Origin of the sequence: Pseudomonas sp. BS3767 (genome assembly GCF_900099665.1) — a bacterium.
In the GTDB taxonomy this organism is placed as follows: domain Bacteria; phylum Pseudomonadota; class Gammaproteobacteria; order Pseudomonadales; family Pseudomonadaceae; genus Aquipseudomonas; species Aquipseudomonas cerasi.
Genome location: NZ_FNCX01000004.1, coordinates 216,652 through 240,940 on the forward strand (window position 1 = coordinate 216,652; position 24,289 = coordinate 240,940).

Consider the following 24,289-nt stretch of genomic DNA (forward strand, 5'->3'; position numbering starts at 1 on the left):
GAAGAGGCCTGTGCAGCCGCTGAAAAACTACTGACCCACTAATACGCCTTCGCGAGCAAGCTCGCTCCCACATAGCCCCGGATCATCCTGGAAGTCCCCGATTCCGTGGGAGTGAGCTTGCTCACGAAGAGACCTGTGCAGTCGCTGAAAATCTACTGACCACTAATACGCCTTCGCGAGCAAGCTCGCTCCCACAAAGCTTCGGATCATCCTGAAAGTCCCCGAGTCCGTGGGAGTGAGCTTGCTCACGAAGAGACCTGTGCAGCCGCTGAAAATCTACTGACCCACTAATACGCCTTCGCGAGCAACTCGCTCCCACAAAGCTTCGGATCATCCTGAAAGTCCACGAATCCGTGGGAGTGAGCTTGCTCACGAAGAGGCCTGTGCAGCCGCTGAAAAACTACTGACCCACTAATACGCCTTCGCGAGCAAGCTCGCTCCCACATAGCCCCGGATCATCCTGGAAGTCCCCGATTCCGTGGGAGTGAGCTTGCTCACGAAGAGACCTGTGCAGCCGCTGAAAATCTACTGATCCATTAAGTCTGTGCTATCAGAACAAATCGATCGGCGCTGACTCATCTGCCGGCAACGGGCTGCCCGGTGCGCTGCTGCCGCCCAGTTCGTTGACGCTTGGCGGTGTGTCTTCGCTTTTGAACAGCTCGAAGAATGCGTTCGGCGTGCTTGGCGTGGCGGCGCGGCCACTCAATGGGTCGACGCGCAGGCTGAGAATGCCTGGCGGTTCGGCCTGCTGATGCGGCGGCTTGTCCTTGAGCGCGGCGCTCATGTAGTCCATCCAGATCGGCAGCGAGACCGTGCCACCGAATTCGTGACGGCCAAGACTTTCAGGCTGATCGAAACCACTCCACACCGTGGTCACGTAGTCCGCGTTATACCCGGAGAACCAGGCATCCTTGGAATCATTGGTGGTACCGGTCTTGCCAGCGATGTCCGGTCTGTTCATGGACAGTGCGCGGCGCCCGGTGCCGCGCTTGATCACGTCCTGCAGCATGCTGTTCAGAATGTACGTGGTGCGCGCATCGACCACACGCTCTGCCACTGCGGGCGCCTGAGGCTGAGCAGGTGCCCCTGGCTCGCCGGTGACCACGCTCGGGCTGTCATGTACCGCAAAGGTCGAGGTGTTGGGCGCGGTATTGACGTCATTGGCCGGGACGCTTGGCGGGTTGGCGACAAACAGGGTCTGGCCGTCACGGTTCTCGATGGTCTGGATCAGATAAGGGCTGACCTTGTAACCGCCGTTGGCGAAGGTCGCCCAGCCGGTGGCGATTTCCATCGGGGTCAACGTCGCCGTACCCAGTGCCAGCGACAGGTTGCGCGGCAAATCCTGCTTGGAGAAGCCGAAGCGGGTGATGTAGTCGATGGTGCTGTCGATGCCGAGGGCCTGGAGCAGGCGGATCGATACCAGGTTACGAGACTTGTACAGCGCCTCGCGCAGGCGGATCGGCCCAAGGAAGGTGTTAGTGTCATTTTTCGGACGCCATACCTTGTCCAGGTATTCGTCGACGAACACGATAGGCGCGTCGTTCACCAGGCTGGAAGCGGTGTAACCGTTATCGAGCGCAGCGCTGTAGATGAACGGCTTGAAGCTGGAGCCCGGTTGACGTTTGGCCTGCATGGCGCGGTTGTAGTTGCTCTGCTCGAACGCAAAGCCGCCGACCAGTGCGCGAATGGCACCGTTTTGCGGATCAAGCGACACCAGTGCGCTCTGCGCGACGGGAATTTGACTGAATTTCAACGAGCCATCGTCCTGGCGCAGCAGACGAACGAGGTCGCCGACCTTGGCAACGTCAGCCGGCTGCTTCGGATTGGCGCCCAGGCTGTTGGTATTCAGGTAAGGGCGCGCCCACTTCATGGTGGCCCAGTCGACGGTTTCTTCCTTCTCGCCGTTGCGGGTCAGAACGCGTAGACCGGTCTTGTCGACCTGCGTCACGATGCCGGGCTCGAGGCCGTTGATCATGCGCTGCTTGGTCAGTTCCTGTACCCAGTTGGCGCGGGTCATGCCCGGGAAGCGGCTTTCCGGACCACGGTAGCCGTGGCGCTGGTCGTAATCGATCAAGCCCTGCTGAATGGACTTGTTGGCGTGTTCCTGAAGGTCGCTCGGCACGGTGGTGGTAACGCGGAAGCCTTCTGTATAGGCCTCGCTGCCATAACGGCCGACCATTTCAGCCCGCGCCATTTCAGCGATGTACGGTGCATTCACTTCCGGCGTCGGCACGTGATAGCTGGCATTGAGCGGCTCATTCAAAGCGGCCTGATAAGCCGTTTGGTCGATCTTGCCCAAGCGATACATGCGGCCCAGGATCCAGTCGCGACGTTCCTTGGCGCGGGTCGGGTTGGCCAGTGGGTTGAAACGTGACGGTGCCTTGGGCAGACCGGCAATCATGGCCATTTGCGCAAGGCTTACATCACGGATCGACTTGCCATAGTAGACTTGCGCCGCCGCCTCGATCCCGTAGGCGCGGTTACCCAGATAAATCTTGTTGACGTACAGCTCGAGAATCTCGTCCTTGGTAAGTTGGCGCTCGATTTGCAAGGCCAACAGAATCTCGGTGGTTTTGCGCGAAAAGCTGCGCTCGCTGGTCAGGAAGAAGTTTTTCGCGACCTGCATGGTGATGGTACTGCCGCCTGACTGGATATGGCCGCTCTTGACCAGCTGAGTGGCGGCGCGCATCAGGCTGCCCGGGTCGACGCCATAGTGGTTGGCGAAGTTGTCGTCTTCGGCCGACAGAAGTGCGTTGATGAAATTGGGCGGGATTTCCGCGAAGCGAATCGGCGTGCGGCGCATTTCACCGAACTCGGCAATCAGCTTGCCGTCGCTGGTGAACACCCTCAGGGGGATTTGCAGTTGAATGCTTCGCAGCGCGTCAACGGATGGCAGGGTCGGGCTCAGGTAAAGAAACGCGCCGCTCAGGCCAAGCAACAGCGAGCAGAATACCGCGACGAGGGACCACCAGAAAAACTTCAGCAGGCGTATCAAGGCTTTTGGATTTCCAGAAAAAATAATGGGTTAAGCGCAGGCATTTACAAATGAACACGCCTTGAAGCTTTGTTAAATGAAAAAAACGCTGGGCATTATAAGCATTTTTCGTCCCCAAGCGTGATTTGCGCTACTGTCAAGGCTGTCGACAGTGACGTTGGCCCGAAATAACTCCGTAAGTGACGGAAACTCATAGGAATCAGGTTGTGTTCGAACTCTTCAGTAAGAAGGCCAACACCCTTCTAGGGATCGATATTAGCTCCACCTCGGTAAAACTCCTGGAATTGAGTCGTTCCGGCACCCGTTACAAGGTCGAGTCTTACGCAGTAGAGCCCTTGCCGGCCAACGCTGTCGTCGAAAAGAACATTGCCGAACTCGAAGGGGTCGGGCAGGCGTTGTCACGCGTACTCGTCAAGGCCAAGACCAGCGTCAAGATCGTGGCGGTTGCCGTGGCCGGTTCGGCGGTGATCACCAAGACCATCGAGATGGACGCCGGTCTTTCCGACGATGACATGGAAAACCAGCTCAAGCTTGAGGCTGACCAGTACATCCCCTATCCACTGGAAGAAGTCGCCATCGATTTCGAAGTGCAGGGCTACTCGGTGCGCAACCCCGAGCGCGTCGAGGTGTTGCTGGCTGCCTGCCGCAAGGAGAACGTCGAAGTACGCGAGGCCGCGCTGGCACTGGCCGGGCTGACCGCGCGCGTCGTCGATGTCGAGGCCTACGCCCTTGAGCGCTCGTTCGGGTTGCTGGCTGCGCAACTGGGCAACGGCCATGACGAACTGACGGTGGCCGTGGTCGATATCGGCGCCACCATGACCACCCTGAGCGTGCTGCATCACGGCCGGATCATCTATACCCGCGAGCAGCTGTTTGGCGGGCGCCAGCTGACTGACGAAATCCAGCGCCGCTATGGGCTCTCCATGGAGGAAGCCGGGCTTGCCAAGAAGCAGGGCGGCTTGCCCGACGACTACGTCAGCGAAGTGCTCGACCCCTTCAAGGAAGCGCTGGTGCAGCAGGTTTCCCGCTCCCTGCAGTTCTTCTTCGCGGCCGGTCAATACAACTCTGTGGATCACATCATGCTGGCAGGCGGCACGGCTTCGATTTCAGGGCTGGAGCATCTGATCCAGCGACGCATCGGCACTCCGACCATGGTCGCCAACCCGTTTGCCGACATGGCCCTGAGCGCCAAGGTCAATGCCGGGGCCCTGGCCAGTGACGCGCCAGCCCTGATGATCGCCTGTGGCCTGGCGTTGAGGAGCTTCGACTGATGGCGCGGATCAACTTATTACCGTGGCGCGAAGAGCTTCGCGAAGAACGAAAGAAACGCTTCCTGACCGCACTGGTCGGCGTGCTGGTGGTGTCAGTCGGCATTCTGTTTCTGATCGATCGTTACGTCAGCAATGCCATCGAGCATCAGATGGCGCGCAATGCCTTTCTGCAGACGCAGATTGCCCAGCTCGATATCCGCATCAAGGAGATCAGTGATCTCAAAGCCCGGCGCAAACAGCTGCTCGAGCGCATGAAGATCATTCAGGACCTGCAAGGCAACCGCCCGATCACCGGGCGCGTCTTCGATCAACTGGCGCGGACCCTGCCGGACGGCGTCTACTACTCACAGGTCAAAATGACCGACAAGCTGATTGCCATCAATGGCGCTGCCGAGTCGAACAACCGGGTTTCCGACCTGATGCGTAATCTTGAAGCCTCTGACTGGCTGGAAGCGCCGAGCCTGACCGAGGTCAAGGCCACCACGGCCGGTGCCGTGGATCAGGCCAATGTCTTTCAGCTGACCGTACGCCAGACCCAGCCTCCGGTTGCCGCTGCCCCAGGAGCCAAGCCATGAATATGTCCGAATGGCTGGAAGGGCTGCGCAAGGTCGATCTGAGCGAGCTGGACCTGAACAACCTGGGCTCATGGCCCGCAGCGGTCAAGGCCATTGCCGGGCTCCTGGTTGCGGTCATGATTTTCGCACTGGGCTATTTCTTCTTTATCCAGGACCTGGAAACCCAACTGGAAAGCGCTCAGAACAGCGAGGTGACGCTCAAGGAGCAGTTCTCCAACAAGGCCTTCCAGGCGGCCAACCTCGAGCCGTACAAGAAGCAGATGGAAGAGATGGAAAACACCTTCGGCGCCCTGCTGCGGCAATTGCCCAGCGACACCGAAGTGCCCGGCCTGCTTGAGGACATCACCCGCACCGGGCTGGGAAGCGGGCTTGAGTTCGAGGAAATCAAGCTGCTGCCCGAGGCGGTCCAGCAGTTCTACATCGAGCTGCCGATACAGATCACCGTGGTCGGTGGTTATCACGACCTGGCGACCTTCGTCAGCGGTGTAGCCAGCCTGCCGCGCATCGTCACGCTGCATGATTTCGAGATCAAGCCGGTCGATCCCAAAGTGCCGACCAAGTTGCGCATGAGCATTCTGGCCAAGACCTACCGCTACAACGATGAAGGGCTGAAGAAATGAGGGCGGCGCGATTGCTGTGCGTCAGTGTGGTTCTGGCAGGGCTGGCCGGTTGCGGTAATGACAATGATTTTGCCGATCTGTCCGAATTCATGGATCAGGCCAGAGCCCGCCCGAGTGGCAACATCGAACCTTTACCCAAGTTTCGGCCGTATGAGGCGTTCACCTACAACGCCTCCACACTGCGCAGTCCTTTCCAGCCGCCGGTCAAGATCGACTTGCTCAACCGCCAGAAGGGTTCACGGCTGGTGGCGCCGGACGAACACCGGGTCAGGCAGTTTCTTGAAGGTTTCAATATCGAGTCGTTCGAGATGGTCGGCACGATTGGCAACGAGTCGGGGACGTTTGCCCTGCTGCGCGGTGCCGGAGGTGTTCATCGCGTCAAGGTGGGCGATTATCTGGGGCGTAACAACGGCCGGGTAGTGTCGATCGGCGACGCGCAGGTTGATGTCATCGAAATTGTTCCTGATGGAGAGGGGGCGTGGCTGGAAAGGCCGCGCACTATCGCCCTCAAAGAACGCTCATGAAGTGGGCAAGGCCAAGTATGCACAGTAGCGCTCAACGGAAATTGATCATGACCCGGATTCTCTCGATTATCGGCGTGTCGTTATGCATCGCGGTGCTGGCGCCGGTTCTCCAGGCTGCCAACCTCAAGACCCTGGATGTCGCCGCCCTGCCGGGTGACCGCATCGAGCTTAAGCTGGCATTCGACGCCCCGGTGCCGGCACCGCGCGGTTACACCACGTCGCAACCAGCGCGCATTGCGCTGGATCTGCCGGGTGTTACCAGCCAGTTGGCAACCAAAAGTCGTGACCTGGGCACCGGTAATGCGCGCAGTGTGGTTGTGGTACAGGCTCAGGACCGCACCCGGGTGATCATCAACCTGACCACGCTTTCGCCGTACAGCTCCCGCGTCGATGGCAACAACCTGTTCGTGGTCATCGGCCAGGGTGCCGGCGCCGCGCAAGCTTCCCAACCGACCACCGCAATGGGTGCGCAACGGGTCGCGGTGCCACCGCCCACGCCTGCATCCGCCAAACCGTTCATCCCCGCAGGCGTCAAGGCCATCCGCAATGTCGACTTCCAGCGTGGCGAGTTGGGTGAGGGCAATGTGGTCATCGACCTGAGCAACCCCAGCATTGCCCCGGATATTCAGGAGCAGGGCGGCAAGATCCGCGTGGACTTCGCCAAGACCCAGCTGCCCGAACCGCTGCGCGTCCGGCTGGACGTAAAGGACTTCGCCACGCCGGTACAGTTCGTCAGTGCTTCGGCGTCGGGTGACAAGGCCAGCATTTTGATCGAGCCGTCGGGCGCCTTCGACTACTCGGCGTTCCAGACCGAAAACAAGCTGACGATCAGTGTGCGGCCGTTGACCAATGAGGATCTGGACCGCCGCGCCGCCGACAAACCGGTGTACACCGGTGAAAAGCTGTCGCTTAACTTCCAGGACATTGATGTGCGTTCGGTGCTGCAGCTGATTGCCGACTTCACCAACCTCAATCTGGTGGCCAGTGATACGGTCCAGGGCGGTATCACCCTGCGTCTGCAGAATGTGCCATGGGATCAGGCGCTGGACCTGGTGCTGAAAACCAAGGGCCTGGACAAGCGCAAGGTCGGCAACGTGCTGCTGGTTGCGCCAGCCGATGAAATTGCCGCCCGCGAGCGTCAGGAGCTGGAGTCGCTCAAGCAGATCGCCGAGCTGGCGCCCCTGCGCCGTGAGCTGCTGCAAGTCAATTACGCCAAGGCTGCCGACATCGCCAAGCTGTTCCAGTCCGTGACCAGTGCCGAGTCCAAGGCCGACGAGCGCGGTTCGATCACGGTGGACGACCGGACCAACAACATCATTGCCTACCAGACCCAGGAGCGCCTCGACGAGCTGCGTCGTATCGTGTCGCAACTGGATATCCCGGTACGCCAGGTGATGATCGAGGCGCGCATCGTCGAGGCCAACGTCGATTACAACAAGCAACTCGGGGTTCGCTGGGGCGGTTCTACCAACACCAGCGGCAGCGGCAAATGGACAACCTACGGGCTGGATAATAACGGTGACGAGGCCGGTAACACTGGCAGCAGTACTACCTCCAACGTGCCGTTCGTGGACCTGGGCGCCGCTGATGCGACGACCGGTATCGGCCTGGGCTTCGTGACCAATAACACGCTGCTGGACCTTGAGCTGAGTGCCATGGAGAAAACCGGTAACGGTGAAATCGTCTCCCAGCCCAAGGTGGTCACCTCCGACAAGGAAACCGCCAAGATCCTCAAGGGTACGGAGATCCCGTATCAGGAATCCAGCTCCAGCGGTGCGACCACCGTGAGCTTCAAGGAGGCCTCCCTGTCGCTTGAGGTAACGCCGCAGATCACGCCGGACAACCGCATCATCATGGAAGTGAAGGTTACCAAGGACGAGCCGGACTACCTGAATGCGGTGCTGGGCGTACCGCCGATCAAGAAAAACGAGGTCAACGCCAAGGTGCTGATTTCCGACGGCGAAACCATCGTCATCGGTGGTGTGTTCTCGAATACGCAAAGTAAAGTTGTCGATAAAGTGCCATTTCTTGGCGATGTACCGTATCTTGGCCGGCTTTTCAGGCGCGATGTGGTATCCGAGTCCAAATCCGAGCTGTTGGTATTTCTGACTCCGCGTATCATGAACAACCAGGCGATTTCTGTGAGTCGTTGATTTTGTGCGAAATTTAATACTTGTGGGGCCGATGGGTGCTGGCAAGAGCACCATCGGCCGTTTGCTTGCCAAAGAATTGCGACTGCCGTTCAAGGATTCCGACAAGGAAATCGAGCTGCGTACGGGCGCCAACATTCCCTGGATCTTCGACAAGGAAGGCGAACCGGGTTTTCGTGATCGCGAGCAGGCCATGATTGCCGAACTGTGCGACGCCGATGGCGTGGTTCTGGCGACCGGCGGTGGCGCGGTCATGCGCGGCGAAAATCGCCAGGCACTGCGGGCCGGCGGGCGCGTGGTGTATCTGCATGCCTCGATCGAGCAACAGGTGGGGCGCACCGCGCGTGATCGCAATCGTCCTTTGCTGCGTACCGCCGATCCTGCCCGGGTACTGAGCGAGCTGCTGGCCATCCGCGACCCGTTCTATCGGGAAATCGCCGATATCGTGATTGAAACCGATGAGCGGCCTCCCCGAATGGTGGTTCTCGAGATACTGGCGCGACTGGCAGAGCTTCCTCCCCGTTAAAGCGCAGGCGAAAATGCGCTATTCTCGTCGACCAGCAAAACAGCGTCGGTTCATGGCCTTGCGTCATGACCTGCTGAAGCACAAACCGTCCAATCGGTAATCAATGTGGGGACACATGCAGACACTTAAGGTCGAGCTTGGTGAGCGTAGCTACCCGATCCATATTGGCGAAGGCCTGCTGGATCAGCCAGAGCTCCTGACCCCGCATATCGTCGGGCGTCAGGTGGCTATCGTTTCCAACACGACAGTGGCACCTCTGTACCTGGAGCGCCTGACGCAAACCCTGGCCGGTTACAACGTTCTGCCGATTGTTCTGCCCGATGGCGAGGCGTTCAAGAACTGGGAAACCCTGCAGACCATTTTCGATGGCTTGCTGACCGCTCGCCATGACCGTCGCACCACGGTCATCGCTCTGGGCGGCGGGGTGATCGGCGACATGGCCGGGTTTGCCGCCGCCTGTTATCAGCGCGGCGTGAACTTCATCCAGATCCCGACCACGCTGCTGTCTCAGGTGGACTCATCGGTCGGCGGCAAGACCGGTATCAATCATCCGCTGGGCAAGAACATGGTGGGTGCCTTCTATCAGCCGAGCGTGGTGCTGATCGATACCGCTTCGCTCAATACTCTGCCCGAGCGTGAACTGTCCGCCGGGCTGGCCGAAGTCATCAAATATGGCCTGATCTGCGACGAGCCCTTCCTGACCTGGCTCGAAGAGCATGTCGATGCACTGCGCGGCCTGGACCAGGCGGCGCTGACCGTAGCCATCGAACGTTCCTGCGCCGCCAAGGCGCTGGTGGTCGGCGCCGATGAGCGCGAGTCCGGCGTTCGTGCGACATTGAACCTGGGTCACACATTCGGGCACGCCATCGAGACGCATATGGGCTATGGTGTCTGGCTGCATGGCGAGGCGGTTGCTGCCGGTACGGTCATGGCGCTGGAAATGTCCTCGCGCCTGGGCTGGATCAGCACGCAGGAGCGGGATCGCGGCATTCGTCTGTTTCAGCGTGCCGGGCTGCCGGTCGTGCCACCGCAGGACATGACGGAAGACAATTTCCTCGAACACATGGCGATCGACAAGAAAGTCATCGACGGTCGCCTGCGTCTGGTGCTGTTGCGCCGGATGGGTGAAGCGGTCATCACGGACGATTATCCAAAAGAAGTATTACAGGCCACCCTGGTTGCGGATTATCGCGCCCTGGTGGATCAGCTCAGAGGTTAACGGAAACCCCATGACTAGTTTGCATGCCGACGAGGCCTTCCTCGGCCATTATCAGTTGAGTCATGACCCCTTTGCTGCGCGGGTACCTGGCTTCAAATTCTTTCCTGCCCAACGCAAGCCTGTGCTGGGTCAGCTTCATCATCTGGCACGCTACAGCCAGCTGCTGCTGGCGGTCACCGGGCCTCAGGGCAGCGGCAAGACCCTGCTGCGCCAGGCGCTGGTGGCGAGCACCAACAAGCAGTCGGTGCAAAGTGTCGTGATTTCTGCGCGCGGTGCAGGTGATGCGGCAGGCGTGCTGCAGCAGGTCGCGCAGGCGCTGAGCGTCGCGCAGGCTGAAATGCAGTCGATCCTGTCGCAGGTCGTGCAGCTCGGGCTGACCGGCCAGGAAGTCTACCTGCTGGTTGACGATGCGGAACAACTTGGCGATTCGGCGCTCGAAGCGTTGCTGGGTCTTGCTGCGGGAACGCCTGAAGGGCGTCCGCATGTATTCCTGTTCGGAGAGCCATCGCTGCTCGATCGTCTCGATCAGATGTGTGCCGACCTGCAGGGTGATGTCGAAGGCGAACGCTTTCACGTCATCGAGCTGCAACCCTATACGGAAGAGGAAACCCGGGAGTATCTGGCTCAGCGTCTGGAGGGTGCAGGGCAGGGAATCGCGTTGTTCACCGCCGACCAGATCACCGATATTCATGAACAGTCCGATGGCTGGCCTGGCGCAATCAACCAGGTAGCCCGCGATTCAATGATCGAGGCGATGATCGCGAGTCGTTCCGCGGTCAAGCGTCCAAGTGTGGGGTTCAAAATGCCGAAAAAACACGTATTGGCCTTGGGTGCCGTTGTCATAGTGGCCGTGGCAGCAGCCGTGCTGATCCCGGGTCGCGGCGACAAGACGGGTACACCCGCCAATGCCCCGGCTTCCGCTCAGGCGCAACTGCCGCTGGGTGAAGGCAAGCCAACTGCTCAACAATCGAATAACGGCAGCCCGGCCATCGAATTCGCTGGTAACTCCCAGCCGATGCCGCTACCGATGAATGGCTCTCAGCCGGTGATGCGCGGTCCTCTGGCCGAGGCTGCCGGGTCCAGTGATTCCGACGAAGACGCAGTGCCGACAGGTTCGCCTGCACAGCCGCCGACCGTCACCACTACGGCGCCGCCAGCGGGTGTACCGGCAGGTCAGGCCGCAGCACAGACGCCTCGCTCGTCCATCCCTGCACCGACCCCTGCGCCTGCGCCAGCCGCCAAGCCGGCCCCTGCGCAGACTCAGGTCGCAACAGCCAAGCCTGCCCCGACTCCGGCTCCGGCTGCCAAGCCTGCTGAAAAACCGGCAGCGGCGGCGGCCAAACCGGCTGCCGGCGGTAGCTGGTACAGCAGCCAGGCACCCGGTCACTACGTGGTCCAGATCCTCGGCACCAGCTCCGAAGCGACGGCTCAGGCCTACGTTGCAGAGCAGGGTGGCGAGTATCGTTATTTCAAGAAAACCCTGCAGGGCAAGCCGCTGTACGTCGTGACGTACGGCAACTTTCCTGACCGTGCTGCCGCCCTGGCAGCCATCAAGGTATTGCCAGCCAAGGTTCAGGCTGGTAAACCTTGGCCTCGTACTGTCGCCAGCGTCCAACAAGAGCTCGGCGCCACTCGTTGAAGTCGCAGCGGCCCTACACGGGCCGCCCGCCGACCTACCTGACTTAACCCGCCTGAGCGCGCCGCATGTCGGCGCGCCTTGCGGCGTCTGCGTTACAAGCGCCTTACAGTCTCCCGTCGCGTCAGTCAGATTCACGAAGAAATACTTTGACTAGCACAGCGACCCGTTTTAAAACTTTCATAATTGCGACATTGATTATCAGCCAGTCGTCGTTAAATTTGTTAGCCCTTGTGTCGCTGTGTACAATGACCTCCGTTTTGCCTGTCCGAAGCTGGCGCACGTTCGGCGTGACAGGTAATTGGTTGAATTAAAAGGAAATTTGCCTCGAATAGAGGCAGCCTGGTGAGAAAGTGTCTATGAAAGCAGGTCTGTACCAACCAGATGAATTCAAGGATAACTGCGGCTTCGGCCTGATCGCTCATATGCAGGGCGAGCCCAGTCATCACCTGTTGCAGACGGCCGTTCAGGCCCTGACCTGCATGACCCACCGTGGCGGTATCAACGCCGACGGCAAGACCGGCGACGGTTGCGGTCTGTTGATTCAGAAGCCCGACGGCTTCCTGCGTGCGATCGCCAAGGAACACTTCGCCGTCGATCTGCCCCGCCAATACGCTGTGGGCATGGTGTTCCTCAATCAGGACGACGCCAAGGCCGACGCCGCACGCGAAAACATGAACCGTGAAATCCTCGCCGAGGGCCTGGATCTGGTGGGCTGGCGTCAGGTGCCGATCGATACCAGCGTTCTGGGTCGTCTGGCGCTGGAGCGCCTGCCGAAAATCGAGCAGGTATTCATTGGCGGTGAAGGCCTGAGCGATCAGGAATTCGCCATTAAGCTGTTCAGTGCGCGTCGCCGCTCGTCGGTGTCCAACGCCGCAGATACCGATCACTACATCTGCAGCTTTTCGCACAAGACCATCATTTATAAAGGCCTGATGATGCCGGCCGACCTCACGGCCTTCTTCCCGGACCTGAGCGACGAGCGTCTGCAGACCGCTATCTGCGTGTTCCACCAGCGTTTTTCCACCAATACCCTGCCGAAATGGCCGCTGGCGCAGCCGTTCCGCTTCCTCGCCCACAACGGCGAGATCAACACCATTACCGGCAACCGCAACTGGGCGCAGGCGCGACGCACCAAGTTCACCAACGATCTGATGGACCTGGACGAGCTGGGCCCGCTGGTCAACCGCGTGGGTTCTGACTCGTCGAGCATGGACAACATGCTCGAGCTGATGGTCACCGGCGGCATCGACCTGCTCCGTGGCGTGCGCATGATCATTCCGCCTGCGTGGCAGAACGTCGAGACCATGGACCCGGACCTGCGGGCGTTCTATGAGTACAACTCCATGCACATGGAGCCGTGGGACGGCCCTGCGGGCGTGGTCATGACCGAAGGTCGTCATGCGGTCTGCCTGCTCGACCGCAACGGCCTGCGCCCGGCGCGCTGGGTCACCACCAAGAACGGCTACATCACCCTGGCGTCGGAAATCGGCGTATGGGACTACAAGCCTGAAGACGTCATCGCCAAGGGCCGCGTCGGCCCTGGGCAGATCTTTGCCGTGGACACCGAAACCGGTCAGATCCTCGACACCGACGCCATCGACAACCGCCTCAAGTCGCGTCATCCGTACAAGCAATGGCTGCGCAAGAATGCCCTGCGCATTCAGGCCACCATGGAAGACAACGACCACGGTTCGGCTTTTTACGACAGCGAGCAGCTCAAGCAGTACATGAAGATGTATCAGGTCACGTTCGAAGAGCGTGATCAGGTGCTGCGTCCGCTGGGTGAGCAGGGCCAGGAAGCCGTAGGCTCGATGGGTGATGACACGCCAATGGCCGTGCTGTCGCGTCGTGTGCGTTCGCCTTACGACTACTTCCGCCAGCAGTTCGCGCAGGTGACCAACCCGCCGATCGACCCGCTGCGCGAAGCCATCGTCATGTCGCTGGAAATCTGCCTCGGTGCCGAGCGCAACATCTTCCAGGAATCGCCGGAGCACGCCTCGCGCGTGATCCTCAGTTCGCCGGTCATTTCGCCAGCCAAGTGGCGGTCGCTGATGAACCTGGAGCGTCCGGGCTTCGAGCGTCATATCATTGACCTGAACTACGATGAAAGCCTGGGTCTTGAAGCCGCTGTGCGCAGCGTTGCCGACCAGGCCGAAGAGGCCGTGCGTTCCGGTCATACGCTGATCGTGTTGAGCGACCGACACATCGCACCGGGCAAACTGCCGGTGCACGCTTCACTGGCGGTCGGCGCGGTTCACCACCGTCTGACCGAACAGGGCCTGCGCTGCGACAGTAACATTCTGGTCGAAACCGCGACGGCGCGTGACCCGCACCATTTCGCCGTGCTGATCGGCTTCGGCGCCTCGGCGGTCTATCCGTTCCTGGCTTACGAAGTGCTGGGCGACCTGATCCGTACCGGCGAAGTGCTGGGCGATCTGTACGAAGTCTTCAAGAACTATCGCAAAGGCATCACCAAGGGCCTGCTCAAGATCCTCTCGAAGATGGGCATCTCGACCGTTGCGTCCTACCGTGGCGCGCAGTTGTTTGAAGCCATCGGCCTGTCCGGGGAAGTCTGCGATGTCAGCTTCCGCGGTGTGCCGAGCCGCCTGAAGGGCGCGCGCTTCGTCGACATCGAAGCCGAACAGAAGGCGCTGGCTGCCGAAGCCTGGAGCCCGCGCAAGCCGATCCAGCAAGGCGGCCTGCTCAAGTTCGTGTTTGGTGGCGAATACCACGCCTACAACCCGGACGTGGTCAGCACTCTGCAGGCTGCCGTGCAGCAAGGCGACTACAGCAAGTTCAAGGAATACACCTCGCTGGTGGACCAGCGTCCGGTGTCGATGATTCGCGACCTGCTGCAGGTCAAGACACTCGATCAGCCCTTGAACATCGACGAAATCGAGCCGCTGAGCGAAATCCTCAAGCGCTTCGACTCGGCCGGTATTTCGCTGGGTGCCTTGTCGCCCGAGGCCCACGAAGCGCTGGCCGAGGCGATGAACCGTCTGGGCGCGCGCTCCAACTCCGGTGAGGGTGGCGAAGACCCGGCTCGTTACGGCACGGTCCGCAGCTCCAAGATCAAGCAGATCGCGACGGGCCGCTTTGGCGTGACGCCCGAGTACCTGGTCAATGCCGATGTGCTGCAGATCAAGGTTGCGCAGGGCGCCAAGCCGGGCGAGGGCGGGCAATTGCCGGGCGGCAAGGTCAATGGGCTGATCGCCAAGCTGCGTTATGCGGTGCCGGGTGTGACGCTGATTTCGCCGCCACCGCACCACGACATCTATTCCATCGAAGACTTGTCGCAGCTGATTTTTGACCTGAAACAGGTCAACCCGGCGGCGCTGGTGTCGGTCAAGCTGGTGGCAGAAGCGGGCGTCGGCACCATTGCCGCCGGTGTCGCCAAGGCCTACGCCGACCTGATCACCATTTCCGGTTACGACGGTGGCACCGGTGCATCGCCACTGACCTCGATCAAATACGCCGGCGCACCGTGGGAGCTCGGGCTGGCCGAAACTCACCAGACCCTGCGCGGCAACGACCTGCGCGGCAAGGTTCGGGTACAAACGGACGGTGGTCTGAAAACCGGCCTGGACGTGATCAAGGCTGCCATCCTCGGGGCCGAAAGCTTCGGCTTCGGCACCGCGCCGATGATCGCGCTGGGCTGCAAATACCTGCGTATCTGCCACTTGAACAACTGCGCCACCGGGGTAGCGACCCAGAACGAAAAGCTGCGCAAGGACCACTACATCGGCACCGTCGACATGGTGATCAACTTCTTCACCTACGTGGCAGAAGAAACCCGCGAATGGCTGGCCAGGCTGGGTGTTCGCTCGCTGGAAGAGCTGATCGGCCGTACCGACCTGCTGAACATCCTGCCGGGCGAAACCGAGAAGCAGCAGCATCTGGACCTGACACCCTTGCTGGGCAGCGACCATATTCCGGCCGACAAGCCTCAGTTCAGCCTGGTGGATCGCAACCCGCCGTTCGACAAGGGCCTGCTGGCCGAGAAGATGGTGGAGATGGCCAGGCCGGCCATCGAGTCGCTCAGCGGCGGCGACTACGAACTGGAGATCTGCAACTGCGACCGTTCGATCGGCGCGCGCATCTCCGGCGAAATCGCCAGACTGCATGGCAACCAGGGCATGAACAAGGCACCTGTCACCTTCCGCTTCAAGGGCACTGCCGGCCAGAGCTTCGGGGTGTGGAACGCCGGTGGCCTGAACATGTATCTGGAAGGCGATGCCAACGACTACGTCGGCAAGGGCATGACCGCTGGCAAGCTGGTGATCGTGCCGCCCAAGGGCAGCCCGTTCAAGACCAATGAAAGCGCGATTATCGGTAATACCTGCCTGTACGGTGCAACTGGCGGCAAGCTGTTTGCAGCGGGCACGGCTGGCGAGCGTTTCGCTGTGCGTAACTCCGGTGCCCACACTGTCGTTGAAGGCACTGGCGATCATTGCTGCGAATACATGACGGGTGGTTTCGTCTGCGTACTGGGCAAGACCGGCTACAACTTCGGTTCCGGCATGACCGGTGGTTTCGCCTACGTGCTCGACCTGGACAACACCTTCGTTGACCTCGTCAACCATGAACTGGTCGAGATCCAGCGTATCAGCGGCGAATCGATGGAGGCTTACCGCACTCACCTGCAAAGCGTCCTGAATGAGTACGTCGCGGAAACCGACAGCGAATGGGGCCGTAATATCGCGGAAAACCTGGACGATTACCTGCGTCGTTTCTGGCTGGTCAAGCCCAAGGCTGCCAACCTGAAATCGCTGCTCTCCAGCACTCGGGCCAACCCGCAATAACAGCAGCTGCGAGCGGCGAGCTTCACGCCGCACGTTAACAGCAGTGCGCCAATTGCCTGCGATCATGATTCCCGCAGCTTCAGGCTTGTAACCTGAAGCTGCTGCAAAGAGGCTCCAGAGAATGGCTGAACGTCTCAGTAACGACTTCCAGTTCATCGACGTCGGACGTAAAGACCCGAAGAAGAAACTGCTGCGTCAACGCAAGAAAGAGTTCGTGGAAATCTACGAGCCTTTCAAGCCCCAGCAGTCTGCCGATCAGGCGCACCGCTGCCTGGGCTGCGGCAACCCGTACTGCGAATGGAAGTGCCCGGTGCACAACTTCATTCCCAACTGGCTCAAGCTGGTCGCCGAGGGCAATATCCTCGCGGCTGCGGAGTTGTCGCACCAGACCAACACCCTGCCGGAAGTCTGCGGCCGCGTGTGCCCGCAGGATCGCCTGTGTGAAGGTGCCTGCACACTGAACGACGGTTTTGGTGCGGTGACCATCGGTTCGGTCGAGAAGTACATCACCGACACTGCTTTCGCCATGGGCTGGCGTCCGGACATGTCCAAAGTCGTGCCCACCGGCAAGCGCGTCGCGATCATCGGCGCAGGGCCTGCGGGCCTGGGCTGTGCCGACGTGCTGGTGCGTGGCGGCGTGACCCCGGTGGTGTTCGACAAGAACCCGGAAATCGGCGGTCTGCTGACCTTCGGCATCCCGGAATTCAAGCTGGAGAAATCCGTGCTGAGCCATCGCCGTGAAGTGTTCACCGGCATGGGCATCGAATTCCGGCTAAATACCGAAGTCGGCAAGGATGTCACCATCGATCAACTGCTCGAAGAATACGATGCGGTGTTCATGGGTATGGGCACCTACACCTACATGAAAGGCGGCTTCCCCGGTGAGGATCTGCCGGGTGTGCACGATGCGCTCGACTTCCTGATCGCCAACGTCAACCGCAACCTGGGTTTCGAAAAGGCGCCGGAAGACTTCGTCGACATGAAGGGCAAGCGGGTCGTGGTTCTGGGTGGTGGTGACACGGCGATGGACTGCAACCGCACCTCGATCCGCCAGGGCGCCAAGTCAGTGACCTGCGCCTACCGCCGCGACGAAGAAAACATGCCTGGCTCGCGCAAGGAAGTGAAAAACGCCAAGGAAGAAGGCGTGAAGTTCCTCTACAACCGTCAGCCTATCGCCATCATCGGCGAGGGCAAGGTTGAAGGCGTGAAAGTGGTCGAGACGCGCCTGGGCGAACCGGATGCCCGTGGTCGTCGCAGTCCCGAGCCGATTCCTGGCTCCGAAGAGATCATCCCGGCAGAAGCCGTGGTCATCGCCTTCGGCTTCCGCCCAAGCCCGGCGCCATGGTTCGAGCAGTTCACCATCAGCACCGACAGCCAGGGCCGTGTCGTGGCCCCGGAACAGGCGCAGTACAAGCACCAGACCAGCAACCCGAAGATATTCGCCGGTGGCGACATGGTGCGCGGCTCCGACCTGGTGGTGACCGCTATCTTCGAAGGCCGTAATGCGGCTGAAGGGATTCTGGATTACCTGGGCGTCTGAGTCTGGTGTTGCCGGGGTGTGTCGTTACTGACGCGCACCCCGACAACAAGCGTCTACCCTTCGTATGCACTGTGCCAATGTCTCTGACATCCCGCCCGGCACTTACTCTCTGGACTCGGTGTAACTCGCTCAGGAAGAGCGCTTCCACCGGGGAATGCAGTGATGAATAGTCGTTTTTGCCTGTTTCCTGCGCTTTGAATGCGTCAGGCGCGTGTGCGCTCGACGTGGCGGGTTTGAGATCTTCTGAAACAACCCCGATTCTCCGATCACGACCTGTTCGTAAGGGGCGCGATACTCGATTGTTAACGCCTTGTTTCTGCCCTCGGTTTCTGCTTTCGGAAGGCGTTACGCTGTTGCGCTTTCATCGGGATGCCAATTGCCGTGCAGGCACTCCCGCCATCCATGTCGCTATAAGGAAATAGCCATGTTGAAAGCCGCCCCCATGGGCAAACTTGCTCTATCCAAAGAACAGAAACTTCTCGGTCCGGACAGGTTCACGCCCAGTACGGTTGCCGTACGCGAACACCGGGCTCGAGAACGCGCGGACCGGATAATCGACCAATTCATCGGGCGCTTTACAGAGAAGAACTTTTTCCCTGAAGGCGGTGAAGATGCGTTATTCGCCTTGCTGGTTCAGTTGCCTGACTGGCCTGCCGACCTGTCTATCAGGATTCACAACGAAAACGACGAAGTGCTCGCGGTCTTTTTGAAAGGCAGCGATGAAAGCGCCGTTCAAGGCAGCATCGTCCTGATGCAAAACGCCGATGCCTATATCGTTCCGGATGATGTTCCGGTCTCCAATGATGAGCCGTTGCTGCACTGGGTGTTCAGTCAGTTGCCGGCAGGTTCCAGTGTCGGCATGGGTGGCAACTTTCCCGGCAGTCACAGTGATGACGGACGAATCGTTACCCTGCGCGAGCAAATAGCGGGTCTGGCAAATGACCAAAGGCCGCTGTTATTCGATGCACTGGTGGCGGCCGATGAGGGCGCCTCGAAGGGGCAACTGGATACCCGCACACGCAATCCTTTCCTGCCACTGTGGGTTCGTCAGCAGACTCTGCTTTCTGCGGTCCTGAGCGAGCTATGCGCTTTATACCCGGATGTTCCGGCCGGTCGTCTCGAAGGACTGTTGGAGCAGATGCCGCTGACAGAGCAGGAAGAAGCTGACTTTCTGGATAATGTTGTTCTGCCGGAGTCTTTCGACGAGGCGATGAGCATTTCTCTGGATGAGTGGAGCAGCAGTCTGGCTATCGACGGCCTGTCGCGAACGCGGAGCTTCAATACCTACACGGATGAGCTGGCCCGCAAGATCATCAGAGAGTTGCTGACTGCCGAATCGGGGCGAGAGCTGGTGATCTTCGAACCCGGCGAGAGCGAGTATTTTCCGGAAGACCCTGACGATACCCGTATCGTTCTGCTGCATGACGGCTACGGCAACTACAGTGCTCGGGACACCGAAAGCGGCGGGTTTTTCTCATTCAAGCCGGGTACCGACAGCTTCTATCTTGCGATCAGTTCGCAATTGAAAGCCGAAGAGCGTTTTGCGCTGGGCATGCAGTTCGAGCAGGATGTGAAAGGCATTCGCGACGTTCTGACCCGGCGTGCCATTGAGAAAAATCGCGGCTGGTTCGACCCTGAGCAACCCACTGAAATCGAAAACGATTGTCTGCCTGACTGGTTCGCGAACGCGACCGATGTCGAAAAACAAAGCTGGAAAGTGGCGGTGCAGGACTACAGCCAGGCGTTGCTCGAAGCCCAGGCACCTGACCTGCCGGATCCTTCCGTTTACGGACAGCCTGACCGGTTGCGTAACTACGCGCGGGGAAAGCTACAAGAGCGAATTTTGCTCGACCACGGCATTACAGTGGATCCTGACCGCATCAGCGTTCATACCACCAGCGTCGAGATTGATCCGGGCATCGGCATTGATATCGATTATGAATATGTCGGCCCTTCCGAGCTGGAGCCGCATTACGAAACGCAAGAGCGCAGCCTTACAGATCTGTCGCTGGAAAACATTGCACTCACCAATATCAACTTTCTACTCACCGGTCGCGCGTTTGACGATCAGGGGCAACTGCTCAGTTTCCTCAACGCCGGTTATCTGTTCGGCCTGATTCGTGAGCTGAACATTGGTGAAGATTACTCAAGGTATCTCAGCATAGTCCTGTCCACGTCGGCGGCAGGACAATGGCACCGTGAGTGTTATGCACGCGTCATGCGCGCACAAATGCGCCTCGACGCGATCGAGGCGAAAATGGCGGGAGACTTTCTGGGCGATGGCGGGCTTCCTCCCGAGCTGGCGAACAGAGGCTACAAATGGGTTGCCGCTGTGCTCGATCACCCAGTTGACAGTGATGATCGCGCGACGGTGGAGGGGCATCGTATTCAGGTCAGCCAGTTATCCATCAATGGTGTGTCATTGAGCGGTGTATTGGTGATCGGCACCGAGTCGCGCTCCAGCGTCGCCAACGTGGTGGTTTTTACCCCGCAGGCTCCTGACGGCATGTGCTTCCGGGAAATGAGCGATACGCAGGAGTTCCGGCAGCGGATATTGCTTGAGCCCGAATTGCTGAACTACCTGGTGGGCAGGGCACCTTTGGCCTCACAGGCCGATGTCAGGCAGGTACTGACCGCTGGCCGTGACACGCTGTTCATGGAACTGCAGCCGTGTACCGGGAGTTTTCTTGAGGTGGTCTATGAGTCTGAAGTCGCGCGGGTCATTTCTGCTGTCGATGAACAGACCAATACCAACTGGGAAACCTATTGGGAAAGTGCCTGGGAAATCACCCAAACCGTTGGCGACATCCTCCTCACCTTCACACCTTTTAAAGTGCAACTGCCGATCGCTGCCCTTCGCAGTTTTTACGCTATCTGGCAGGGCGTTGGAAAGAAGTCCAGCGAACAGGGGAGTGCCCCGTTGTATTTGGTTCAGGCGGCATTGTTGCTGGCCGATGGGCTGACGTTGTCAAAAGGGCGGCGGGTCAGAACATCTTCTACGGCAACAGTTGGCCGCTCTGTGCTCGATCCGAAAACAGCGGTATCCAAAACGCCTGTCGGGCTGAAAGCGCGCAGTGACGGGATTTACCGGGGTATCCATGAGAAGGCTCAAGAAGGTGTACCGAGTCGCTTTTACGCCGTGCAACAGGAAAAAGTCTATGCCGTCAGATACGACTCAGATTGTGCGGCATGGCGGGTTATTGATTCGCGGCGACCGGATGCGTATTACCAACTGCCGATCCAGCTCGACGATCAAGGTGTCTGGGTACACGCGTCGGCCGGTTTGCGCGGTGGCGGCAGACACCGGATAACCAAGCTGCCCACGGAAACAGGGAACGGTACGGATACACCGGGCAAGAGTGCTGGAAAACTCAGGTACAAAATACACATGAGTGATTTTTTCAACGCTGCCGAATTCAAAAGAGCGGATAAGGAGATACAGGCCAAAGACCTGGAAGCCTCAGTCAGGAATGCTGTTGAGAAGTACGTTCTTGATGGCGCTGCTCACCTGCATAGATGGAAACCCACTGCAAAAAATAAACTGGATAAAAACGCAAAGTTTTTTTTCCTGGACTTGCCCTCCATTGGCGATAGCACCGGGAGAGGGGATTGGCGTCTGGTGCTCAAGCGTGTGGAAAAAGGCCTGCTCGAGCCTTTCGATATCCTCAACCATAAGCAAATGTGACGGAAATCAGCCGGTTCTGAAGGCGCATGCCCGTGCATAACGACAGCAAATCGGCACGATAGACAAAAGGCACGGCTCTCGCCGTGCCTTTTGCGTCGAGCTCTGAGAAAATGCCGGCACTTTTATTGCGGATGCCGACATGACTGCCCTGAAGAACGACCGTTTCCTTCGCGCTTTGCTCAAGCAACCCGTAGACGTCACGCCGGTATGGATGATGCGTCAGGCAGGTCGCTACCTGCCGGAATACCGCGCCAGCCGCGCCAGTGCCGGGGACTTCATGAGCCTGTGCAAGAACCCGCAGTTCGCCTGTGAAGTCACTTTGCAGCCGCTGGATCGCTACCCGCTGGACGCGGCGATTCTGTTCTCCGACATCCTGACCATTCCCGATGCGATGGGTCAGGGGCTGTACTTCGAAACCGGCGAAGGCCCGCGCTTCAGGAAAACCGTCAGCACGCTGGCTGACATCGAAGCGTTGCCGATCCCCGATGCGCAGCAGGACCTGGGCTACGTGATGGATGCGGTCAGCACCATTCGCCGCGAACTCAACGGTCGCGTACCGCTGATCGGTTTCGCCGGCAGCCCGTGGACGCTGGCGACCTACATGGTCGAGGGCGGTTCGTCAAAAGACTTCCGCAAATCCAAGGCCATGCTCTACGACAACCCGCAAGCGATGCACCTGCTGCTCGACAAGCTGGCGCAGTCAGTGACCTCCTACCTCAATGGCCAGATTCTGGCCGGTGCGCAAGCCGTGCAGATCTTCGACAGCTGGGGCGGCAGCCTGTCTTCGGCGGCGTATCAGGAGTTCTCGCTGGCCTACATGCGCAAGATCGTCAACGGCCTGATTCGCGAAAACGACGGGCGCAAGGTGCCAGTGATCGTGTTCACCAAAGGTGGCGGTCTGTGGCTGGAAAGCATTGCCGACATCGGTGCGGACACCCTCGGGCTGGACTGGACCTGTGACATCGGCGAAGCGCGTCAGCGTGTCGGCAGCAAGGTTTCGCTGCAAGGCAACATGGACCCGACCGTGCTGTACGCCCGCCCGGAAGCCATCCGCCAGGAAGTCGCACGCATCCTTGCCAGCTACGGCAGCGGCACCGGGCACGTCTTCAACCTCGGCCACGGCATCACCCCTGAAGTCGACCCGGCCAATGCCGGCGCGTTCATCAATGCGGTGCACGAGTTGTCGGCGCAGTATCACCAGTAATTGCCGAGCCAACGAGGCGTCGATGCCTCAAGACGCATCGATTGATTTAAGCGCCGACGACTACGTCGGCGCTTTTGCATCCGCAAAGCCCTGCCGCAGCGAACCGCTGCGTGGCAGGAATCTACCTTGGCGCTCGCCTTGCGCCTTGCCTTCTGCGTAGCTCAGGCGACCGTTGACCCAGACACCGTCGATGCCCTGCGCCGCTCGCTGAGGGTCTTTGAAATCCGCCACGTCGCGCACGGTTTGCGGGTTGAACAACACCAGATCCGCCCAGTAACCCTCGCGAATAAGGCCGCGTTCGTGCAAGGCGAAGCGCGCGGCTGACAGCCCGGTCATTTTGTGTACGGCGGTGTGCAACGCAAACAGCCCCTTGTCGCGGCTGAAATGCCCAAGCACCCTTGGGAACGCGCCCCACAGGCGCGGATGAGGAAACGGGTCTTCCGGAAGGCCATCGGAGCCGATCATCGCCAGCGGGTGAGACATGATGCGTTCGACGTCGCCCTCATCCATGCCGTAGTACACCGCACCCGCAGGCTGTAACTTGCGTGCGGCGTCCAGCAATGACAGCCCCCAGTCGGCGGCAATGTCCTGCAGATCCCTGCCGCCCTGATCCGGGTGTGGCGTAGACCAGGTGATGGTAATGCGAAATGCGTCAGTCACCTGTTTAAGGTCCAGCGTTGAAGAACTGGCCGCATAGGGATAGCAGTCGCAGCCTACCGGATGGTTCTGCGCGGCCTCTTCCAGGGCCGTCAGCAGTTGCGGGCTGCGTCCCCAGTTGCCGGCACCGGCGCATTTCATGTGCGAGATGATGACCGGTGAGCGCGCATGGCGACCTATATCGAATGCTTCTGCCATAGCCTCAAGCACCGGCTCGAATTCGCTGCGCAGGTGGGTGGTGTAAATCGCGCCGAACGCGCTGAGTTCCTCAGCCAGTTGTTTGACCTCGCTGGTTTCGGCCGAGAACGCCGAAGCGTAGGCAAGGCCGGTCGACAACCCCAGCGCGCCCGCTTCCAGGCTGTCGCGCAACTGCTCGCGCATCGCGGCGATTTCTTCCGGGCTGGCGCTGCGCAACAAGTCATCCATGTGGTTGCTGCGCAAGGCGGTATGGCCGATCAGGGCCGCCACGTTAACGGCGGGCCGGGCGTTTTCAACCGCCGCGCGGTAGTCGGTGAAACGTGGATAGACGAACGCCGCGGCGTCGCCCAGCAGGTTCATCGGGTCGGGCGGATTGCCGCTCAGCGAGACCGGCGCCGCGCTGATCCCGCAGTTGCCGACGATGACGGTCGTCACGCCCTGGCTGATTTTCGGCAGCATCTCGGGTTTGCGGATGACCACCGTATCGTCGTGGGTGTGCACATCGATAAATCCGGGGGCCAGCACGCGACCGGCCGCATCGATTTCTTCCCGGGCACTGGCACCGGTCAGACTGCCGATGCGCTGGATGCGCCCCTCGCTGATCGCCACATCGGCGCGTACCCCCGGCGTGTCACTGCCGTCGATGACCAGTGCGTTGCGAATGATCAGGTCATAAAGCATGGT

The 24,289-nt window shown here is 59.9% G+C and carries 14 protein-coding genes; 12 read left to right on the forward strand and 2 right to left on the reverse strand.

From position 1 onward, the window contains the following. Positions 1 to 550: 550 nt before the first annotated feature. Positions 551 to 2,992, reverse strand: a complete 2,442-nt coding sequence (locus BLR16_RS14005) for a penicillin-binding protein 1A (RefSeq protein ID WP_371124301.1) — start codon at positions 2,990 to 2,992, stop codon at positions 551 to 553. A 209-nt stretch (positions 2,993 to 3,201) separates the two neighbouring features. Between BLR16_RS14005 and BLR16_RS14010 the strand changes: the two genes are divergently transcribed. The 12 genes from BLR16_RS14010 to hemE all read left to right on the forward strand — a co-directional run bounded on the left by BLR16_RS14010 (position 3,202) and on the right by hemE (position 22,750). Then, the gene (locus BLR16_RS14010) at positions 3,202 to 4,266 is read left to right on the forward strand and encodes a pilus assembly protein PilM (protein WP_003365992.1); all 1,065 of its coding nucleotides are present in this window, start codon (positions 3,202 to 3,204) and stop codon (positions 4,264 to 4,266) included. Further along, the gene (locus tag BLR16_RS14015) at positions 4,266 to 4,841 is read left to right on the forward strand and encodes a PilN domain-containing protein (protein ID WP_003365994.1); all 576 of its coding nucleotides are present in this window, start codon (positions 4,266 to 4,268) and stop codon (positions 4,839 to 4,841) included. Before BLR16_RS14010 ends, BLR16_RS14015 begins: the two co-directional genes overlap by 1 nt. Then, positions 4,838 to 5,461 carry a type 4a pilus biogenesis protein PilO gene (gene pilO / locus BLR16_RS14020; RefSeq protein WP_003432147.1) on the forward strand — a complete coding sequence of 208 codons (624 nt, stop codon included), beginning with the start codon at positions 4,838 to 4,840 and terminating at the stop codon, positions 5,459 to 5,461. The genes BLR16_RS14015 and pilO overlap by 4 nt, the downstream gene beginning before the upstream one ends. After that, positions 5,458 to 5,985, forward strand: a complete 528-nt coding sequence (pilP, locus tag BLR16_RS14025) for a type 4a pilus biogenesis lipoprotein PilP (RefSeq protein WP_003350151.1) — start codon at positions 5,458 to 5,460, stop codon at positions 5,983 to 5,985. Before pilO ends, pilP begins: the two co-directional genes overlap by 4 nt. A 47-nt stretch (positions 5,986 to 6,032) precedes the next feature. Next, positions 6,033 to 8,138 carry a type IV pilus secretin PilQ gene (gene pilQ, locus BLR16_RS14030; protein ID WP_003432146.1) on the forward strand — a complete coding sequence of 702 codons (2,106 nt, stop codon included), beginning with the start codon at positions 6,033 to 6,035 and terminating at the stop codon, positions 8,136 to 8,138. 4 nt (positions 8,139 to 8,142) lie between these two features. Further along, positions 8,143 to 8,661 (forward strand): shikimate kinase AroK, encoded by a 519-nt coding sequence (gene aroK / locus BLR16_RS14035; RefSeq protein WP_003365999.1) that lies wholly within the window; start codon positions 8,143 to 8,145, stop codon positions 8,659 to 8,661. A gap of 115 nt (positions 8,662 to 8,776) precedes the next feature. After that, positions 8,777 to 9,880 (forward strand): 3-dehydroquinate synthase, encoded by a 1,104-nt coding sequence (gene aroB / locus BLR16_RS14040; protein WP_044308720.1) that lies wholly within the window; start codon positions 8,777 to 8,779, stop codon positions 9,878 to 9,880. 10 nt (positions 9,881 to 9,890) lie between these two features. Further along, complete coding sequence (locus tag BLR16_RS14045; RefSeq protein WP_003432141.1) at positions 9,891 to 11,519, forward strand: SPOR domain-containing protein; 1,629 nt, start codon at positions 9,891 to 9,893, stop codon at positions 11,517 to 11,519. 356 nt (positions 11,520 to 11,875) lie between these two features. After that, complete coding sequence (gltB, locus tag BLR16_RS14055; RefSeq protein ID WP_092194323.1) at positions 11,876 to 16,321, forward strand: glutamate synthase large subunit; 4,446 nt, start codon at positions 11,876 to 11,878, stop codon at positions 16,319 to 16,321. 121 nt (positions 16,322 to 16,442) lie between these two features. Beyond that, complete coding sequence (locus BLR16_RS14060) at positions 16,443 to 17,861, forward strand: FAD-dependent oxidoreductase (RefSeq protein WP_010438787.1); 1,419 nt, start codon at positions 16,443 to 16,445, stop codon at positions 17,859 to 17,861. A gap of 424 nt (positions 17,862 to 18,285) precedes the next feature. Further along, entirely contained in the window at positions 18,286 to 21,546 is a 3,261-nt protein-coding gene (locus tag BLR16_RS14065; protein ID WP_074806684.1) for a dermonecrotic toxin domain-containing protein, read from the forward strand. Positions 21,547 to 21,685: 139 nt separating this feature from the next. Beyond that, on the forward strand, positions 21,686 to 22,750 hold the full coding sequence (gene hemE, locus BLR16_RS14070; RefSeq protein WP_003366016.1) for a uroporphyrinogen decarboxylase: 1,065 nt from the start codon (positions 21,686 to 21,688) through the stop codon (positions 22,748 to 22,750). A gap of 60 nt (positions 22,751 to 22,810) precedes the next feature. Here the strand turns inward: hemE and BLR16_RS14075 are convergent, their stop codons facing one another. After that, positions 22,811 to 24,286, reverse strand: coding sequence for an N-acyl-D-amino-acid deacylase family protein (locus BLR16_RS14075; RefSeq protein ID WP_092194325.1), 1,476 nt, complete (start codon positions 24,284 to 24,286; stop codon positions 22,811 to 22,813). Between the last annotated feature and the right edge of the window lie 3 nt (positions 24,287 to 24,289).

Bases quoted from the DNA above. Each gene is read 5' to 3' on its own strand.
- BLR16_RS14015 (WP_003365994.1), top strand. From the start codon at position 4,266: ATGGCGCGGATCAACTTATTACCGTGGCGCGAAGAGCTTCGCGAAGAA.
- pilO (WP_003432147.1), top strand. From the start codon at position 4,838: ATGAATATGTCCGAATGGCTGGAAGGGCTGCGCAAGGTCGATCTGAGC.
- pilP (WP_003350151.1), top strand. From the start codon at position 5,458: ATGAGGGCGGCGCGATTGCTGTGCGTCAGTGTGGTTCTGGCAGGGCTG.
- pilQ (WP_003432146.1), top strand. From the start codon at position 6,033: ATGACCCGGATTCTCTCGATTATCGGCGTGTCGTTATGCATCGCGGTG.
- aroB (WP_044308720.1), top strand. From the start codon at position 8,777: ATGCAGACACTTAAGGTCGAGCTTGGTGAGCGTAGCTACCCGATCCAT.
- BLR16_RS14045 (WP_003432141.1), top strand. From the start codon at position 9,891: ATGACTAGTTTGCATGCCGACGAGGCCTTCCTCGGCCATTATCAGTTG.
- gltB (WP_092194323.1), top strand. From the start codon at position 11,876: ATGAAAGCAGGTCTGTACCAACCAGATGAATTCAAGGATAACTGCGGC.
- BLR16_RS14060 (WP_010438787.1), top strand. From the start codon at position 16,443: ATGGCTGAACGTCTCAGTAACGACTTCCAGTTCATCGACGTCGGACGT.
- BLR16_RS14065 (WP_074806684.1), top strand. From the start codon at position 18,286: ATGTTGAAAGCCGCCCCCATGGGCAAACTTGCTCTATCCAAAGAACAG.
- hemE (WP_003366016.1), top strand. From the start codon at position 21,686: ATGACTGCCCTGAAGAACGACCGTTTCCTTCGCGCTTTGCTCAAGCAA.
- BLR16_RS14075 (WP_092194325.1), bottom strand. From the start codon at position 24,286: ATGCTTTATGACCTGATCATTCGCAACGCACTGGTCATCGACGGCAGT.